The 17,589-nt window shown below is 34.9% G+C and carries 23 protein-coding genes and 2 other annotated features; of the genes, 21 read left to right on the forward strand and 2 right to left on the reverse strand.

Features of this window, described 5'->3' with window-relative positions; genetic code table 11:
* Positions 1–10: 10 nt before the first annotated feature.
* The 17 genes from dnaI (at position 11) to ACEPSS_RS06025 (ending at position 13,161) form a co-directional block, all read left to right on the forward strand.
* Complete coding sequence (gene dnaI, locus ACEPSS_RS05945; protein ID WP_395318272.1) at positions 11–949, forward strand: primosomal protein DnaI; 939 nt, start codon at positions 11–13, stop codon at positions 947–949.
* A gap of 259 nt (positions 950–1,208) precedes the next feature.
* Positions 1,209–3,182: a threonine--tRNA ligase gene (gene thrS, locus ACEPSS_RS05950; RefSeq protein WP_395318274.1), complete on the forward strand. Its 1,974-nt coding sequence runs from the start codon at positions 1,209–1,211 to the stop codon at positions 3,180–3,182.
* Positions 3,183–3,199: 17 nt separating this feature from the next.
* Positions 3,200–3,324 (forward strand) — a sequence feature (ribosomal protein L20 leader region).
* A 42-nt stretch (positions 3,325–3,366) separates the two neighbouring features.
* A complete protein-coding gene (gene infC, locus ACEPSS_RS05955) occupies positions 3,367–3,873 on the forward strand; it encodes a translation initiation factor IF-3 (protein WP_395318276.1) in 507 nt (168 codons plus the stop codon).
* 34 nt (positions 3,874–3,907) lie between these two features.
* On the forward strand, positions 3,908–4,102 hold the full coding sequence (gene rpmI / locus ACEPSS_RS05960) for a 50S ribosomal protein L35 (RefSeq protein ID WP_395318278.1): 195 nt from the start codon (positions 3,908–3,910) through the stop codon (positions 4,100–4,102).
* Between the two features lie 23 nt (positions 4,103–4,125).
* Positions 4,126–4,479, forward strand: a complete 354-nt coding sequence (gene rplT / locus ACEPSS_RS05965; RefSeq protein WP_395318280.1) for a 50S ribosomal protein L20 — start codon at positions 4,126–4,128, stop codon at positions 4,477–4,479.
* Between the two features lie 121 nt (positions 4,480–4,600).
* The gene (locus tag ACEPSS_RS05970; protein WP_395318282.1) at positions 4,601–5,128 is read left to right on the forward strand and encodes a YqeG family HAD IIIA-type phosphatase; all 528 of its coding nucleotides are present in this window, start codon (positions 4,601–4,603) and stop codon (positions 5,126–5,128) included.
* Complete coding sequence (gene yqeH, locus ACEPSS_RS05975; protein ID WP_395318284.1) at positions 5,128–6,261, forward strand: ribosome biogenesis GTPase YqeH; 1,134 nt, start codon at positions 5,128–5,130, stop codon at positions 6,259–6,261. Before ACEPSS_RS05970 ends, yqeH begins: the two co-directional genes overlap by 1 nt.
* Positions 6,262–6,270: 9 nt before the next feature.
* The gene (gene yhbY, locus ACEPSS_RS05980) at positions 6,271–6,582 is read left to right on the forward strand and encodes a ribosome assembly RNA-binding protein YhbY (RefSeq protein ID WP_395318286.1); all 312 of its coding nucleotides are present in this window, start codon (positions 6,271–6,273) and stop codon (positions 6,580–6,582) included.
* A gap of 9 nt (positions 6,583–6,591) precedes the next feature.
* Entirely contained in the window at positions 6,592–7,164 is a 573-nt protein-coding gene (locus tag ACEPSS_RS05985; protein ID WP_395318288.1) for a nicotinate-nucleotide adenylyltransferase, read from the forward strand.
* Positions 7,157–7,759 (forward strand): bis(5'-nucleosyl)-tetraphosphatase (symmetrical) YqeK, encoded by a 603-nt coding sequence (gene yqeK / locus ACEPSS_RS05990; RefSeq protein WP_395318290.1) that lies wholly within the window; start codon positions 7,157–7,159, stop codon positions 7,757–7,759. The genes ACEPSS_RS05985 and yqeK overlap by 8 nt, the downstream gene beginning before the upstream one ends.
* A gap of 8 nt (positions 7,760–7,767) precedes the next feature.
* Positions 7,768–8,127, forward strand: a complete 360-nt coding sequence (gene rsfS / locus ACEPSS_RS05995) for a ribosome silencing factor (protein WP_395318292.1) — start codon at positions 7,768–7,770, stop codon at positions 8,125–8,127.
* A gap of 2 nt (positions 8,128–8,129) precedes the next feature.
* Positions 8,130–8,873, forward strand: coding sequence for a class I SAM-dependent DNA methyltransferase (locus ACEPSS_RS06000; RefSeq protein WP_395320508.1), 744 nt, complete (start codon positions 8,130–8,132; stop codon positions 8,871–8,873).
* Positions 8,870–10,003, forward strand: a complete 1,134-nt coding sequence (locus ACEPSS_RS06005) for a nucleotidyltransferase (protein ID WP_395318294.1) — start codon at positions 8,870–8,872, stop codon at positions 10,001–10,003. Before ACEPSS_RS06000 ends, ACEPSS_RS06005 begins: the two co-directional genes overlap by 4 nt.
* Positions 10,004–10,083: 80 nt before the next feature.
* Positions 10,084–10,641, forward strand: a complete 558-nt coding sequence (locus tag ACEPSS_RS06010; RefSeq protein WP_395318296.1) for a YceD family protein — start codon at positions 10,084–10,086, stop codon at positions 10,639–10,641.
* Positions 10,642–10,684: 43 nt separating this feature from the next.
* Positions 10,685–10,867: a 50S ribosomal protein L32 gene (rpmF, locus tag ACEPSS_RS06015; RefSeq protein WP_395318298.1), complete on the forward strand. Its 183-nt coding sequence runs from the start codon at positions 10,685–10,687 to the stop codon at positions 10,865–10,867.
* A gap of 125 nt (positions 10,868–10,992) precedes the next feature.
* Positions 10,993–12,357 (forward strand): glutamate--cysteine ligase, encoded by a 1,365-nt coding sequence (locus ACEPSS_RS06020; protein ID WP_395318300.1) that lies wholly within the window; start codon positions 10,993–10,995, stop codon positions 12,355–12,357.
* Between the two features lie 105 nt (positions 12,358–12,462).
* Positions 12,463–13,161 carry a Bax inhibitor-1 family protein gene (locus tag ACEPSS_RS06025; protein ID WP_395318302.1) on the forward strand — a complete coding sequence of 233 codons (699 nt, stop codon included), beginning with the start codon at positions 12,463–12,465 and terminating at the stop codon, positions 13,159–13,161.
* A 116-nt stretch (positions 13,162–13,277) separates the two neighbouring features.
* Here ACEPSS_RS06025 and yidC read toward each other — a convergent pair whose 3' ends face one another.
* Together yidC and ACEPSS_RS06035 are read right to left on the reverse strand one after the other, a co-directional pair.
* Complete coding sequence (gene yidC / locus ACEPSS_RS06030; protein WP_395318304.1) at positions 13,278–14,204, reverse strand: membrane protein insertase YidC; 927 nt, start codon at positions 14,202–14,204, stop codon at positions 13,278–13,280.
* A gap of 72 nt (positions 14,205–14,276) precedes the next feature.
* On the reverse strand, positions 14,277–14,552 hold the full coding sequence (locus ACEPSS_RS06035) for an acylphosphatase (RefSeq protein ID WP_395318306.1): 276 nt from the start codon (positions 14,550–14,552) through the stop codon (positions 14,277–14,279).
* A 69-nt stretch (positions 14,553–14,621) separates the two neighbouring features.
* Here ACEPSS_RS06035 and ACEPSS_RS06040 point away from each other — a divergent pair, with 69 nt between their 5' ends.
* The 4 genes from ACEPSS_RS06040 to pheS all read left to right on the forward strand — a co-directional run bounded on the left by ACEPSS_RS06040 (position 14,622) and on the right by pheS (position 17,586).
* A complete protein-coding gene (locus tag ACEPSS_RS06040; RefSeq protein ID WP_395318308.1) occupies positions 14,622–15,389 on the forward strand; it encodes a TrmH family RNA methyltransferase in 768 nt (255 codons plus the stop codon).
* 14 nt (positions 15,390–15,403) lie between these two features.
* Complete coding sequence (locus ACEPSS_RS06045) at positions 15,404–15,907, forward strand: hydrolase (protein ID WP_395318310.1); 504 nt, start codon at positions 15,404–15,406, stop codon at positions 15,905–15,907.
* 12 nt (positions 15,908–15,919) lie between these two features.
* Positions 15,920–16,270, forward strand: a complete 351-nt coding sequence (locus ACEPSS_RS06050; protein ID WP_395318312.1) for a winged helix-turn-helix transcriptional regulator — start codon at positions 15,920–15,922, stop codon at positions 16,268–16,270.
* 30 nt (positions 16,271–16,300) lie between these two features.
* Positions 16,301–16,504: a binding site (T-box leader), on the forward strand.
* 44 nt (positions 16,505–16,548) lie between these two features.
* Complete coding sequence (gene pheS / locus ACEPSS_RS06055) at positions 16,549–17,586, forward strand: phenylalanine--tRNA ligase subunit alpha (protein WP_395318314.1); 1,038 nt, start codon at positions 16,549–16,551, stop codon at positions 17,584–17,586.
* The last annotated feature ends 3 nt before the right edge of the window (positions 17,587–17,589 follow it).

Below are 17,589 nucleotides of genomic sequence, written 5' to 3' on the forward strand. Positions count from 1 at the left end.
GTGAGCAATAGTGGAAAGCGTCGGTAAAAATCTTAAAGCAATTATGGCTTCTGGAAATCATGTACAAGAATATCAAAAGTTGATTAAGCAAGTATATGCAGATCCGGAAGTAAAAAAATTCATTGCAGAAAATCGGGATGAATTGACGGATAATTCAATCAAAAAATCAGCCTCGAGTTTATATGAATTTGTTAACAAACGAAATGCAATGAGAAAAGGGACTGATTCATACGCTAAGGGTTATGAGCCTAAACTAGTCGTAAACAATCATGCGATTGAAGTTTCTTACCAACCAACTTCAGCCTATTTAGCACAAGCTCGAACCAGGCAGATTAGAAATAATATTCAAGACTTAGGAATGTCTAAGGCCCTTCAGAATGCAGATATCAATGACTACTACCATAAAGATAATGACGAACGGGAAAATGCTTTAGTCCAAGCTCTTAAATTTATTAATTCATATGAAAATAATCCAAATGAATATCACAAGGGTTTTTATATTTACGGTAGTTTTGGAGTGGGTAAATCTTATTTATTAAGTGCTATCGCGCATCGGTTAGCACATGACAACATTAAAACGACATTTTTACATTTTCCCTCGTTTGCAATGGATATGAAATCGCTAATTAATTCAAAAACGGATTCCGTGGGTAACCGCGTTGATCAAGTGAAAAAGGTTCCGGTTTTAATGATTGATGATATCGGTGCTGACTCAATGTCAGCGTGGATTCGTGACGATGTTTTAGGAGTGATTTTGGAATATCGGATGCAAAATCAACTATCAACTTTCTTTAGTTCTAACTTTTCCATGGAACAATTAGAAAAGGAACATTTAGCTGTAACTGCCAAGGGTGATTTTGAACCCTTAAAAGCTAAACGGTTGATGGAAAGAGTTAAATTTTTAGCAACTCCAGTGGAAGTAAATGGAAAAAATTTAAGGAATGATTAGACTTAGTTCTTGACTTTTATTAGTGGGATGAGTATGGTATTAACAAGGATATGAATTAATAATGAATTCGCAGAGAGAATAACGGTTTCTGAAAGTTATTTGTTGGATTTATTAATTTACCACCTTAACTAAAATTAAACTTAATCAAGTGGTGACAAATGAGATATTCAGGAGACTGGATGAATTTGGGTGGAACCGCGTCTAACGACGTCCCTGGTATTATTAAATACTAGGGGCTTTTTTTATAGGAGGAAATATTATGTCAAAATTATCTTTTGAATTTCCAGATGGAAAGCAAAAAGAATTTGATGCTGGCGTATCTACTGAAGATATTGCTAAATCAATTTCAGTTAGTCTAGCTAAAAAAGCCGTTGCTGGTAAAGTGGACGGTGAATTAGTCGATGTATTAGCACCATTACAAAAAGGAGGAAAAATTGAAATCATTACTTCTGGTTCAGAAGCAGGATTACAAGTTCTCCGGCAAAGTGCTGCGCAATTATTAGAAACAGTTGCCAAAGAACAATTCCATGGGATTAAAATTGGTGAAATTTCAGCGGATGAAGATGGCTTCTATGTTGATACTGATAAAGCTGAACGCCAAGTTAGTGCTGATGAGCTTAAAGATTTAGCTGATCAAATGAAACGGACCATCAAGAACGACGCTTCTGTAAAACGGGTTTACTTAAGTAAAGAAGCAGCTCTTAAAGAAGTGGACGGGGACCCTTACCAAGCTAAAATTATTGCTGGACTTGATTCAGATAATATTTTATTCTATGACATTGCTGGAGTATTAACTCTAGCTCAAGGTGTTGTTGCACCTAGCCTTAAAAACCTCAAACACTTTAAATTACTTTCAGTTGCAGGGGCTTACTGGGAAGGGAAATCATCTAACCCAATGCTTCAAAGAATTTACGGGACTGCTTTTTATAAAGAAGCAGAACTTGAAGCTGATTTAAAAGCTCGTCAAGAAGCTAAAGAACGGGATCATCGTGTGATTGGAAATAATTTAGATTTATTCTTTGTTGATCCTAAAGTTGGTGCCGGTCTTCCATACTGGATGCCTAATGGTGCAACCATTCGTCGGACAATTGAGCGTTACATTACTGATAAAGAATTAGCTAACGGTTATCAACACGTTTATACTCCTGTTTTAGCAAACCTTGATTTGTACAAGCAATCAGGTCACTGGGATCATTATCGTGAAGACATGTTTCCTCCAATGGAAATGGACGACGATGAAATGCTTGAATTACGTCCTATGAACTGTCCTTCACATATTCAAATTTACAAACACCATATTCGTTCATATCGTGAGTTACCACTTCGAATTGCTGAATTAGGAATGATGCATCGTTATGAAAAATCTGGTGCTTTAAGTGGATTACAACGAGTTCGTGAAATGACCCTTAATGATGGACACACTTTCGTTGCTCCTGACCAAATTCAAACTGAATTTAAGAAGATTCTTAAATTAATGATGGATGTTTACGATGATTTTGATATCGATAATTACACATTTAGACTTAGTTATCGTGATCCAAAGAATACGGAAAAGTACTTTGATGATGATGAAATGTGGAACAAAGCTCAATCAATGCTTAAAGGTGCCATGGATGAACTTGGCTTAGACTACGTTGAAGCCGAAGGTGAAGCTGCTTTCTATGGTCCAAAACTTGATGTTCAAACTAAAACCGCTTTAGGTAATGAAGAAACTTTATCAACGATTCAACTTGACTTCATGCTTCCAGAACGTTTTGATTTACACTACGTGGGTGAAGATGGTAAAGAACACCGTCCCGTTATGATTCATCGTGGAATTGTTTCAACAATGGAAAGATTTACTGCTTACCTAATTGAAATGTACAAGGGAGCTTTTCCAACATGGTTAGCACCAAAACAAGTTGAAATTATTCCAGTTAGTGATGAAAAGTACGGAGATTATGCTCGTAAGCTAAATGAAAAACTTGCAGCTATTAAGATTCGCTCTCATGTTGATGATCGTAGCGAAAAAATGGGTTACTTAATTCGTGATGCCCAAACACATAAAGTTCCATACACAATTGTAGTTGGTGAAAACGAAGTTAAGAACAATACCGTTTCCGTTCGGAAATACGGTGAAGAAAATAGCCGTGATATGTCAATTGACGAATTTGTAATGGAAATTTTAAAGGACATTTCAAGTTACTCAAGAGATGCTAGTAAAGAAAAAGAATCAGTTGACAAAGTTAAATAAAGTTGATATGATTAAATAGTTAAAAGCAGAGGCTTCCCGCTTCTCGCCTAAGTGATCTTAATCGCTGGGCTTTACGAATGAAAGACCTATTTCGATAGGGATAGCGGGTATCCATTGTGGGTATCCGCTATTTTTCTGCTTTAAAATTACTTGGAGGTGAACCACTATAGCAAAGAGAGATCAAATGGTTAACGATGGTATTCGTGCCCGCGAAATGATGATTATTGATGATAATGGTAACAAGCTTGGTCTAAAGACAAAGCAAGAAGCAATGAAAATTGCCGAAGATGCAAATCTTGACTTAGTCCTTGTTGCTCCTAACGCTAAACCAGCCGTTGCTAAAATTCTTGATTATGGGAAGTATCGTTTCAATCAACAAAAGAAAGATCGTGAAGCCCGTAAGAAACAAAAAATTGTTAGTGTTAAGGAAATTAGATTAAGTCCTACAATTGATACTAATGACTTTAATACCAAGCTTAAGAATGCCCAAAAATTCTTAGGCAAGGGTGAAAAAGTTCGAGTATCCATCAGATTCAAAGGTCGTGCCATTACCCATAAGGAAATCGGTCGGACTGTTCTTAACAAAATGGCTGATGCACTTTCTGATATTGCTACTGTTACCCAACGAGCAAAAATGGATGGCCGTAGTATGTTCTTAATGCTTGCACCAAGTACTAATCGAAAGAAATAATTAATTTCTTTAATTAAAGAGGAGGAATATTGTTATGCCAAAGATGAAATCAAACCGTGCAGTTGCCAAAAGATTTAAGAAAACCGCTAAAGGTGGACTTAAAAGTGCACATGCCTTTACTAGTCACCGTTTCCACGGTAAAACTAAGAAACAACGTAGACATTTACGTGGAACACATATGATTAGTAGTATCTGGAACAAAACTTACAATGAACTTTTAAGAAAATAATTTAACTATAGGGGGATTTTAATATGCCACGAGTAAAAGGTGGAACTGCCACACGTAAACGTCGTAAACGCGTTCTTAAATTAGCTAAGGGATACCGCGGTGCTAAGCATCGTCTTTTCAAAACTGCTAAAGATCAAGTAATGAAGTCACGTACTTACGCTTTCCGTGATCGTCGTAACAACAAAGGTAACTTCAGAAAAATTTGGATTACTAGAATTAATGCTGCTGCTAGAATTAATGATATTAGTTACAGCAAATTAATGCACGGTTTGAAATCAGCTAACATCGATATGAACCGTAAAATGTTAGCTGACTTAGCTGTTAATGATGCTGAAGCATTTTCTGCTTTAGTAGAACAAGCTAAAAAAGCTCTTTAATTAAAACATTAAAAACTTCCATCAATTTTTTGGTGGAGGTTTTTTTCTTCAATAACTTTCCAATTAGACTTCAAATGCTTTAAAATAATAATAAGTAATTAGATGAGAAAGAAGGTTTGTTATGTTAGATGCTTTTAAACCGACATGGATGGTTGAAAGTTTATATCACATTTCACCAGAAAAATTAAAGAAAAACGGAATTGATACGATTTTGACTGACCTGGACAATACGTTGATTCCTTGGAATAATTCAATTGGAACTAAAAAGATTGTAGATTGGATTACTTTTATGCGAAAATCAGGAATTAACGTAATCGTAGTTTCTAACAACAATCCGAAACGAGTTGGAATTGCAGTTGCTGAATTAGATATTCCGTTCGTAGCTCATGCGTTAAAGCCCCTTAATCGCGGAATTAAACAATCATTAAAACGCTTCAATCTCAACCCAAAACACGTTGTAATGGTTGGTGATCAATTAATGACCGATGTTTGGGCAGCTAATAATTGTCACATTAAAAGTATTTGGGTTAAGCCGTTAGTTGAAACTGATATGTTTCCAACGAAAATAAATCGTTTTCTGGAGTCAGTGGTTTATAAAATGCTTAAGAAAAAATACCCAAACCTGAATTGGAAAGAAGACATTGATTAATGGTAGAAAATAACGAAATTAACAAAATTTTAGAAGAAAAACTGTATTGTATTGGTTGTGGTGCTTTAATTCAAGATACTGACAAAGAAAAGGTCGGTTATACGCCTAAGTCAGCCATTGAAAACGGCCTTGAAACCGGAGAATTATATTGTCAACGTTGCTTTAGACTGCGTCATTATAATGAAATTCAGCCAGTCGATGTATCAGATGATGAATTTCTTCGTTTATTGAGCAAAATTGGCGATACCAATTCATTAGTTGTTTATGTAGTTGATATTTTCGACGTAAACGGAAGTATCATTCCTGGAATTCAACGGTTTGTTGGAAATAATCCTATTATGTTAGTGGGAAATAAAGTTGATTTATTACCTTCTTCATTTAAAGAAACCAAAATTAAAGATTGGCTTCGGCAAATGGTAAATAAAGCGGGGATTAAACCAATTGATATTGAATTAGTTTCCGCAAAAACCAATCGTTCTGTAGACGATTTATTAGAGGCCATTAAAAAACATCAAAAAGATCGTGATGTTTACGTAGTGGGAGTGACTAATGTTGGAAAATCAACTTTAATCAATCAAATTATTCACCAAGCTTCTGGACAAGAACAGGTTATTACAACCTCTAAATTTCCAGGGACTACTTTAGACATGATTAAGATTCCTTTAGATGATGGGCATGATTTAATTGATACTCCAGGAGTAATTCATGCTAGTCAAATGGCTCATTATCTATCAGCTAAAGATTTAAAATATGTTTCGCCACAAAAACGAATTAAGCCCAAAGTTTATCAATTAAATGAAGGGCAAACTTTGTTTTTAGGTGCCCTAGGACGTTTTGACTATGTTAAGGGTCCTAAAGCTGGCTTTACCGTCTATGTTGATAATAATTTAATGATTCACCGAACGAAGACCGAAAATGCTGATGAATTCTTTGATAAGCATGCCGGTGAATTATTAAATCCCCCAATTGGTAAAGAAAATGTCATTCCATTGCAACGTCATGAGTTTAAGGTGAACGATACTGCTGATTTAGTGATTGAAGGATTAGGTTGGATTACAGTACCAAAGGGTTCGGTAGTTGCTGGATGGGCTCCTAAAGGTGTCTCTGTTTTAATTAGAAAAGCAATGTTTTAAGGAGAAATTATGAAATTAACAGGTAAACAAAAAAGATTTTTACGTGCCAATGCTAATCATTTACGTCCGATTTTTTCAGTGGGAAAAAATGGCTTAAATGAAGTTTGGCTTAAAGAAGTTGTTCAGGCAGTTGATAGTCGTGAATTGGTCAAAATCAGTATTCAACAAAGTGCTGATGTCGATACGGAAGATGTTAAAGCCTTCATTGAAAAAAATAGCGACGTTAATGTAGTTCAAACCATTGGAAAAACGGTGTTATTATTTGATCAATCTTCTAACCCTAAGCATCGCGACATTTCAAATGGCGTATTTAGTTTATAGGAAGCAGTAATGGAACGAAAAAAAATTGGTATTTTAGGTGGAACTTTTAATCCGATTCATCTAGGTCATTTAGTAATGGCAGAGCAAGCTTTTGCACAATTGAATTTAGATAAAGTCTTATTTATGCCAGATTATTTGCCACCGCATATTGACCATAAGGATGCAATTAATGCAACTGATCGAGCTGAGATGATTAAATTAGCAATTAAGGATAATCCTAATTTTGCCTTAGAACCCTGTGAAATTAATCGTGGTGGAAAAAGTTATTCTTTTGATACAATGTTGCAACTAAATAAAGATCACCCATATAATGATTATTATTTTATTATTGGAGGAGATATGGTGACATATTTGCCCAAGTGGTATCGAATTAATGATTTATTGAAGCTGGTGACGTTTGTTGGTATTGAACGCTTAGGCAATGAAAAGGTGACAGAGTATCCCGTAAAATGGATTTCAACGCCGTTAATTGACCTTTCGTCTACGGATGTTAGAAAGGCGATTAAAGAGCATCATAACTTAAAATATCTAGTTCCAGATCAAGTCTTAAATTACATTAAGGAGCATCAGCTTTATGAGTGAAATTAAATATGATTATACAAAGTTTGCGAAAATGAACCGTGAAGAAATTTTAGAAGAGATGCAAAAACATCTCAATGATAAACGATTTCAGCACTGTTTGCGGGTTGAACAAACCGCAATTGAATTAGCAAAGGAAAACCATGTTGATCCAGAAATTGCCGGATTAGCAGGTTTAGTTCATGATTATGCAAAACAACGGCCTGATGAAGACTTTATCAAAGTAATTAAAGATCATCACCTTGATCCAGACTTGTTAAATTATGGCAAGGCAATTTGGCACGGATATGTGGGATATTTAATGGTTCAAGCAGAATTAGGCATTAATGATGCCCGCATTTTGAATGCCGTTAAGTACCACACGATTGGTGCACCAGATATGGATCAATATGCACAAATTACTTATATGGCTGATTTTATTGAACCAGCTCGTGATTTTGCTGAAGTCGATGAGGCTCGAAAAATCACCCATAAAAATTTATGGCAGGGTGTGGTTTATCAAAACGAAAAAACCATGCAATTATTGATTGGCAAAAATAAAGCAATTTATCCAGCTGCCATTGTAGCTTACAATTCGATTGTTGCTGGACTCAAATAGGAGAAAATATGGATAACCAAAAAGTTTTAGAAACTGTAATTAAGGCCGCCGACGAACGTCGTGCAAATGATATTGTATTATTGAATATCGAAGATTTAAGCGTAATGGGTCGTTATTTTGTCGTAATGGATGCAAGTTCAGAACGACAAGTTAAAGCGATTGCTAATAACATTGAAGATCATCTTGAAGAAGACAACATTAAAATTCTTCATTTTGAAGGTAAAGACAAATCAAACTGGATTTTGATGGATTTAGGTGACGTCATTGTGCACGTTTTCAAAACTGAAACTCGTGAATTTTACAACCTAGAAAAATTATGGGCAGATGCAAAATCAGTTGATGTATCTGAATGGATTACTGAGGATTAATGATGATTTACACTGAGTTTGCCACTTTTTATGATCAATTATTTGATAATGATTTATATGAAAAATGGATTGATTTTGTAAATAACAACGTTAAAGAAACTGACCAAATATTAGATTTAGCTTGTGGAACTGGTCGCTTATTAGTCTTGATGAAAAGGGCTGGTTACCGTGCTAGTGGCGCTGATCTGTCGGATGATATGTTAGCGATTGCTAATGAACATCTTAACGAAGCTGGTTTTTCTGAAACTCCGCTATTTAACGAAAATATGCTGGATTTAAGTGAATTAGGCTATTTTGATGTAATTACCTGTTTTGATGATTCCATCTGTTATCTTAGTGATATTGACGAAGTCCAAACAATGTTTAATGAAGTTAGCCAGCATTTAAACCAATCAGGTAAATTTTTGTTTGATGTGATTACGCCTTACCAAACGGACGTTAAATATCCTGGTTATATGTACAATTTTCACGACGAAGATCACGCCTTCATGTGGACGACCTACATTGGTGAAGTTCCGCACTCAGTGGAACATGATTTAACTTTCTTTAGTTATAATGCTCAAATAAAGGGTTACGATGAATATTCAGAAACTCATTTTGAACGTACGTATCTGCTTCAAGCGTATCAAAATGCGTTAACTAAAGCTGGTTTTAAGCATATTAAGGTTAGTGCTGACTTTGGTGATCAAGCAATTGATGATCAAACCACTAGATGGTTCTTTGTGTGTGAGAAAGGGTCAAAATGACTTTAACAGCGGTTGGAATCATCACTGAGTATGATCCATTTCATAATGGCCATTTATATCAATTGAGAAGCGCACAACAAGCAACCAATGCTGATGTTACGGTAGTAGTCATGAGTAGTAACTGGACCCAACGGGGTGAACCCGCTATTTTTGATAAATGGACAAGGGCCCAGATGGCTTTAGAAAATGGGGTAGATCTAGTAATCGAATTGCCAATTCAAGCTGCTGTACAACCAGCTAGTATTTTTGCTTATAATGCTGTTAAATTAGTTAGTGCTTTACAATGTCAGTTTCTTTCCTTTGGTAGTGAACATCCAGAGCTTGATTTTAATGGGTTTAAAAAATTAAAAATCAAACCGGAATCGAATCATTTTAAAAATTATCGAGCAAGTTATCCTGAACTTTTTAGTAAAGTGATGTTAGAAAAATATAAGCTTAATTTAACATCACCCAATGATACCTTAGGATTTTGGTATGCCCAAGCGGTGCAAAAGCTCAATGCTAAGTTAGATCTAGTGCCCATTCCAAGGCGGGAAAGTGACCATAATGATGCCGAATTGTTGCAATATATTTCAAGCGGTAAATCAATTCGCAAAGCAATTAAAAATGGTGACCCTGACTTTATTAACTTCATTCCCAAATCATCGGTTAAGCTTGAAAATTTACACCCATTATTTTGGGACGATTTTTGGCCTTATTTAAAGTATGAAATTAATCAAACTGATCTGACTGATTTACGAAAAATCTACCAAATGTCAGATGGATTAGAGTACCGCTTAAAAAAAGCCGCCCTTAAAGCGCAAAATTTTACTGAGTTTATCGAGTTAGTGAAAAGCAAACGTTATACCTACACTCGGTTACAAAGACTTTGTGTTTACGTTTTATTTAAATTAAATAAAGCACAAATTGATAAGAGCTCAAATAATTTGCGAATATTAGGGATGACTAAAACAGGGCAAGCATACTTGAATCAGGTTAAAGGCGAACTTGATTTACCTTTGATTTCAAAAGTTGATAAAAAAGTTTTTGATCAACTTGATTATTTAGAGTGTAAGGCGAATCTGTTAACTGGAACAATCTTGCATAATCATCAGGATTTATATCGATTTCCTGTTATAATGAATAAGTAACAACAGCTATCAAGTGAAACACCTTGACATAGCTTTTAGTTATAAGTATAATTGGATTGTTGCATTGGGGGTTATTTTTTATGAAGTGGTCTTTTGAAAAATTACAGGGATATAAAAAAGATGCTTTTGAAGAAAATGGTAAATTAGACTTGAAAGCAGATTTGATGGAACGTTATCCTGATGTTATTTTAGATGCAACTCCGTTTGATGTGAAAGTTTCAGCCATTTCTGATAGTGGCGATGTGATTATTGATGCTCACGTAAATGGAAGTGTGACTGTTCCTTCATCAAGATCATTGGATCCGGTTAAGCTTGATTTAGACTTCGCAATTAACGAAGTTTACGTTAATAGTACAGCAGCATTAAATCGTTACGAAGAAGATGTTGTTGCACTAAAAATTGACGAGGACGATGATACCATTGATTTTGATAAAGCTGTAGCTGATAATGTTATTATTAACATTCCAATGCAGGTTCTTTCTCCTGAGGAACAAGATGGTAAATTAATGCCATCTGGAAATGACTGGGAAGTTATTTCTGAAGATGATTTTAATCATCACGAGGAGGAAACAATTAAAGTTGATCCACGTCTTGCCAGTTTGAAGAATTTTTATTCTAAAGATAATGACAAGGCTTAAAAATTCACTAGTGGAAATTAATTAATAAGGGAGGTTGTTATTAATGGCTGTACCAAAGAGAAAAACTTCAAAATCTAGAAGAGATATGCGTCGGGGACACATCAAATTGACTGTTCCAGGCATGAGTCCATGTCCTAACTGTGGAGAATTACGTAAGTCACATTACGTATGTCCAAGTTGTGGCTTCTACGATGGAAAAGAAGTAGTTGCAAAAAAGAACAACTAATTAATTAAAAAGAACGTTGAAAACACCATGGGTTTTCAACGTTCTTTTTGTATAAATTATTATTGACTAAATGATGCTAACCAAGTAAACTTACAGAAATATAAAAAAGGTAAGCGGTGAACATCATGAAATTAACTCCAGAATTAACCAAGGGCTTATTTGGAATTGAAATTGAAGAACATCGGGTTGACATTAATTCAAAAACCATTTCTCAAATTAAACACAATCACGAACTAGGTGATAGACGAACCCAACCTTATTTTCAAACGGATTTTTCTGAAAGTATGGAAGAACTAGTTACAGCTCCTCAGGATACGGTAAAAAAGAGTCACCAACAACTACATAATCTACAAAAAATTTTACAATTAAAATTAACAAAACAAGAAATCATTTGGCCATTTTCAATGCCGCCTAAAATGAATCAAGCTGACGTAGACTTTTTAGAAAATCATTTTGAAAGATACTGGTATGTTGATTATCGAAAAACCTTAATTCAAAAATACGGATTGTTTCAGCATATCATGTGTGGAATTCATGTAAGTTACTCCCCAAATGAAGAAATCATTCTCAATTATCAACAAGAAAAGCAAATTAGTGACTATCAAACCGCTAAAAATGAATTATTGTTTATGATTGCAAGACAATTAACTGGTTATCGGTGGTTAATTACATATTTGTTTGGTTCATCAATTCAAGATTTTAACGAAAATGATAATATTCCAACTGAGATTAAGCACAAACATCCGTTTGTAAAGTCGTGGAGATCAAGTAAATATGGCTTTGCTAATCAACAAGATATTGATGTCTCATATGATAATTTTGCCGATTTCGAAACTAGTCTTAATGAATACATTCAGAATGGAACGTTATTTGCTAAAAGCGAATTTTATGGACCAGTTCGGTTAAAAACTTTAAAGGGACATGCAGAAACACAAATTGATTATTTAGAGTTTAGAATGTTAGATAATGATCCTTTTTCAGCAGAAGGGCTAGATAGGAGAACTCTATATTTTATTCATCTTTTAATCATTGATGTCTTAGTTAACCAAAATCATTGGTCTAAACTAGAGCTACAAGAAAATCGTAACTATAATAATGTAGTTGCGCTAAGTGAGCCCAATCAAGCCTTAAATGAGGAATACGCTTTTAAGGCTAATCAGTTATTCAAGCGCTTAAAAGTTATCGCAAATGAAATTGATAACCCTGAGTACCAGAGTACCATTACGTGGATTGAAGCAATGCTTAAGAATCCTAATGAAACAATTGCTGGCCGTTTGTTTAAAATTAAAGCTGGGGAACAATTGGGCTTAGAATTAGGAATGAAATATAAAAAATTCTTTCAAGATAGTCCCTTTATAAATGTTCCAACTCCAGTTATTTCGCTTTATCAATCAGCACTATGCCAAGGAGATTTGGTTAAAGAAATGACTGATAATTCAATCACCGTTGAAACGCAAAATGGTGAAATTCAAAAAAGGGAAATTAAGTAAATATTTGCTTAATTTTTCAAGTTTAAAGGTTAGCTTCTAGGTTTTAGATTTTAATCATGTTACAATTTAGGTTGACTATTATAAATTTGAAAGGAAGATATTTTTATGAATGGTGAAATTTATGGAAATACTGCTGAAATGGCAAACCGATTAGTTGCAAAAACTTATCAAAAAGTTTGTACCGGTTTAGCGATTACAGGAGTAATTATGACTTTGATGGCCGTTTTCATGACCAAATGGGTTATGTCAATGGGAATCGGGACTTCATTATTAATTTTAGTAGTTGCCTTAGGGTTAATGTTTGCTTTGAGTCGTTCAGTTAACGATGAAAATACCAGTGCATCAACTACTAATACAATTTACTACTTAATGACCATTTTATTTGGAGTTTCTCTAAGTCCAGTCCTTATTTATTACAATGTAGGTACGGTTGGATTAGCAATGTTAGGAACTGCAGTAATGTTTGGTGGCTTAACTTTTTATGCTAATACTACCAAACGTGACTTCATTGGCTTCGGAGCTTACTTAACTTGGGGTCTGTTAGCTGCCATTGTATTAAGTTTAGTTTCAATGCTTTTGCACATTGCCTTTTTATACATCGTAATGGATGTAGTAATGTTATTGATTTTCTCTGTCTTTATCATTTTTGATACGCAAAGCGTAAAACGGTTTGCAAGTTCAGTTGATAATGAAGAACAACTTCAAAAATACAGTACAATGGGTGCCTTAAGTATTTATCTTGATATCCTCAATATTTTCCAAATTCTTTTAGAACTTATTGGAATGGGCGACAACAAAAATTAATTTATTGACACTTTAACTTCGGTTAAGGTGTTTTTATTTACATAAAAATTATCCAAAAAAAGACCTTCAAAATTAAATGGTTAACTTTGAAGGTCTTAATTATTTAGATTGATTTATTAATTATCATCATGATCATGTCGTTGTTTATTAGCATTACGCTGTTTATTTGTTTGAGGCTGATCAACTTGTTTTTCTTCAGCTTCAATCTTAGTTTCAGTCTCTTCAACTGAATCTGGCACAATTATTTTAGGTGGGTTTTTCTTAGCTTCTGCTTGAATTTGTTTGATAATCCGGGGACGAATTGCATTAACAATTAGCTGTTGGATGATAGCAAACAATCCACCAATAAAGAAGTAAATTCCTAATCCAGCAGGTGAAGATAGGGAAACAAAGAAAATCATGACAGGGCTAATAATCATCATGGCACCCATTTGTTTACGTTGAGCTTTAGGCATTCCTAAAATAGAAAGATAGCCTTGAATAGCGTAAACAATTAATGAAAGAATCGCTAACAAAATGCTCTTTTGGCCTAGTTGAATTCCCATAAAGACGGTATGGGATAATTCTGGTGAATAACGAATTGCTGCATACAAAGCGGCAAAAATTGGCATTTGAATTAACAGTGGGAGACAACCAATCCCACCAGTCATACTAATGTTATTGTCCTTATAAAGCTTCATCATCTGTTGATTTAAAGCCATTTGCTCTTCTTGAGTTTTGGCATTTTTCAATAATGATTGAATTTTAGTCATTTGAGGTTTAACCAGAGCCATTTTTTCTTGCATGATGGTTGATTTTTTCAATTGACTAATCATCACTGGTAGTAATAAACATCTCACAATCACTGTAATTGCGATCAAAGACCATCCGTAACCACCGACATACTTGGCTAGCCAGTCCATAACATGTTGTCCAGGAACTGCTAAATAGTCATATACGATTCCGTAAGGATGACCGTGTGAATCTTCTTGCACACATCCTGACAGGGTTAAGGCTGCTAATCCAGCCATTCCCATCAAACTTAATTTTTTTCTGTTTTTCATTTAAGAAACTCCTATCTATCAAATCATAGTTATAATACTAAACTAATGACAGGGCTACTGCAATTGAATGCGTTAAAATTTAACTTTAAAATTAGAAAAAACTTGGTCTGAATTGATTAAAGTCCTCTGAATCTTGGTAATTTTAGCATTTGGATTAGGAAACTGCTGGAGTTGTTTGCTAAATTTTTTTAAATCACTAATGGGTCCTTGAACAATAATTTTAACCTGGCCATTGGATAGATTTTCAACGGTTCCCGTTACTTGTAAATGATTGGCAAGATTACAAGTGGTATAGCGAAAGCCTACGCCTTGAACTTGGCCACTAATTAAGATTAAATAAGTCTTCATGGGCAGATATCCTTTCTAATGGTATGGTAGTATTATAATCAGAATAAAATAATTTGAGGAAGAAACCAAATGGAACGAATTGCATCAAAACAAAATAAAAAAATAAAAGATTTAAAGAAGTTAGAAACCGCCAAAGGACGCAAAAAGTCAGGTCAGTATTTAATTGAAAGTTGGCATTTAGTTCAAGAAGCAATTAATAATTTGCCCCAAAATGAAATTGTTAATATTTTTGTTACTGATGATCAGTATTTAGAGCACGGATCAGCTTTAGCTGGATTAAATGTAATTATGATTTCTGATGAAGTTGCTAAAGAAATTGCAACGACTTCAACTACCCAGGGGATTTTTGCTTTATGTAAAATTAAGCATACCGAATTAGCGGATGTTGACCTTAAAGGGGCTTGGTTATTACTTGATGACGTTCAGGACCCGGGTAACATTGGAACGATGGTGAGAACGGCTGATGCAGCAGGTTTTGCGGGCGTTATATTTGGCGATGGAACGGCTAGTCAGTATAATAGTAAAGTACAAAGATCAATGCAAGGTAGTCAATATCATGTTGCTGTAATTAAAGCAGCTCTTCCAGCAGTCATTGCTAAGTTAAAAGCACAAAAAACCCCAATTTATGGAACGGAACTAAATCCCGAAGCAATTGATTATAAAGAAATTGCGCCATTATCTGACTTTGCTTTAATTATGGGTAATGAGGGTAATGGAATGAATAAAGAACTGCTAAAGGAAACCACTAATAATTTGTACATCCCCATTAAAGGAAAAGCAGAATCGCTGAATGTTGCCATTGCTGCTGCAGTGATTATGTTTCGCATCATTAAATAGTTCGGAGACCAATTATGAAAGCAAATGAGTGGAAAGATGACCCAGAATTTATGAATTGTATTTCTGACTTGCTTGCTTCTGATGAAGTTAAGCAGTTAGCAGATTACACGCAACACCATCATTCAACGAGACTGAAGCACTGCATCTATGTTTCTTATGTCAGTTACGTGATTGCTAAACGAATGCATTTAGATTATCGTGCTGCTGCTCGGGGTGGATTACTGCATGATTTGTTTTACTATGATTGGAGAACTACCAAATTTGACATTGGAACGCATGCTTATATGCATCCGAGGGTTGCCTTACGTAATGCCAAAAATATTACTGAGTTAACTCCAAAAGAAGAAGATATCATTTTGAAACACATGTGGGGGCTAACGTTAGCCCGCCCCAAATATATGGAAAGTGTCATCGTTTCGTTAGTTGATGATTATGCAGCCGTTAATGAATTTATGTCACCGGTGGAAAACCGCTTCAAAAATTTATTAAACAATAAAAACAGTAATAAAAAAGAATAGGTAGTGATTGTGATGGCAAATAAAAAATTAAATAAGGATAATGGTGATTGTCTCTGTTCTAAGTTTGAAGAAGCCTTTTCAATTCTCGGTAAAAAATGGAATGGGGTCATCATCGAATCATTGTTGATTGGTAACTCACTTCGGTTTGGAGAAATTGCTAACAAGATTGATGGCTGTAGTGATCGAATTTTAACGGCCCGCTTAAAAGAACTACGTGAATGTGATATTGTGGTACGCAAAACCTCTGATGAATCATCGTTAATCAAGTATGAATTAACGGAAAAAGGTAAAGATTTACAACCAATTATGAATTCTGTCCACGTTTGGGCTGATAAGTGGTGTGACGGAAATAAGGAAGATTGACCAATATTCCGAATTGATTTATAATTTCATTAACTACTGTGAAAAAAGAAGTAGTAGGTTACGTTTTTGACAGAGAGATTTTGAACGCTGAGAAAAATCACAGTAACTGAATTCGCTTTTGAAGAAGTAGACATACGTTAATTAAAAAATGTCCGATTGATGTTCGTTATCCATCTAAGAGTGCATACAACTATTGTATGAATTTGGGTGGTAACGCGAAGCTTCGTCCCTTGATTATGGGAGAGGCTTTTTTTATTTGAAAAAAGGGGGATTTTGTTGTGGGTTTGCGAGAAGATTTAGAAACAATTAAACAAAATGGGTTGAACGAAATCAAAGCAGCAACTGATGTAAAAACTTTGAACGACATTCGTGTTCAACTATTGGGTAAGAAAGGTCCAATTACCCAAGCATTACGAGGAATTTCAAAACTTCCAGTAGAAGAACGTCCAGTAGTTGGTAGTTTTGCGAATACCATTCGTGATGATTTAACAACGGCCATTGCTACAAAACAAACAGAATTAGAAAATGCCAAATTAAACGCTAAATTGGCTGAAGAAAAAGTTGATGTTACCTTACCCGGTAATCATGTTGCTTTAGGTCATCCACATGTTATTCAACAAATTATTGATGAAATTGAAGATATTTTCATTGGAATGGGTTATCAAGTTTTGAGTGGCCCTGAAGTTGAAGAAGACCATTACAATTTCGAAATGATGAACTTGCCTAAAGATCATCCAGCCCGTGATATGCAAGATACTTTCTACATTACTAAAGAAATTTTAATGAGAACGCATACTTCACCAATGCAAGCTCGAACTTTAGAAAAACATGACTTTAGTAAAGGTCCTTTAAAGATGATTTCACCAGGGGTCGTTTTCAGACGTGACACTGATGACCCCACTCACTCACATCAATTCCATCAAGTAGAAGGAATTGTGATTGATAAACACATTACGATGGCTGATTTAAAGGGTACGTTAGAAGTGATGACCCATAAGTTGTTTGGCGATAAGTTTAAAGTTCGGCTTCGTCCTAGTTACTTTCCATTTACTGAGCCATCCGTTGAAGCTGATATTACCTGCATGAACTGTGGCGGTAAAGGTTGTGACGTTTGTAAAGGTTCTGGCTGGATTGAAGTATTAGGTGCTGGGATGGTTCATCCTAACGTACTTAAAATGGCTGGCGTTGATCCTAAAGAATATGGTGGATTTGCCTTTGGAGTTGGTCCCGATCGTTTTGCAATGTTGAAATACGGGGTAAATGATATTCGTGATTTCTATCTTGACGACTTAAGATTTTTATCACAATTTGACTAATTA

The sequence above is a fragment of the Fructilactobacillus frigidiflavus genome (genome assembly GCF_044054575.1).
GTDB lineage: Bacteria > Bacillota > Bacilli > Lactobacillales > Lactobacillaceae > Fructilactobacillus > Fructilactobacillus frigidiflavus.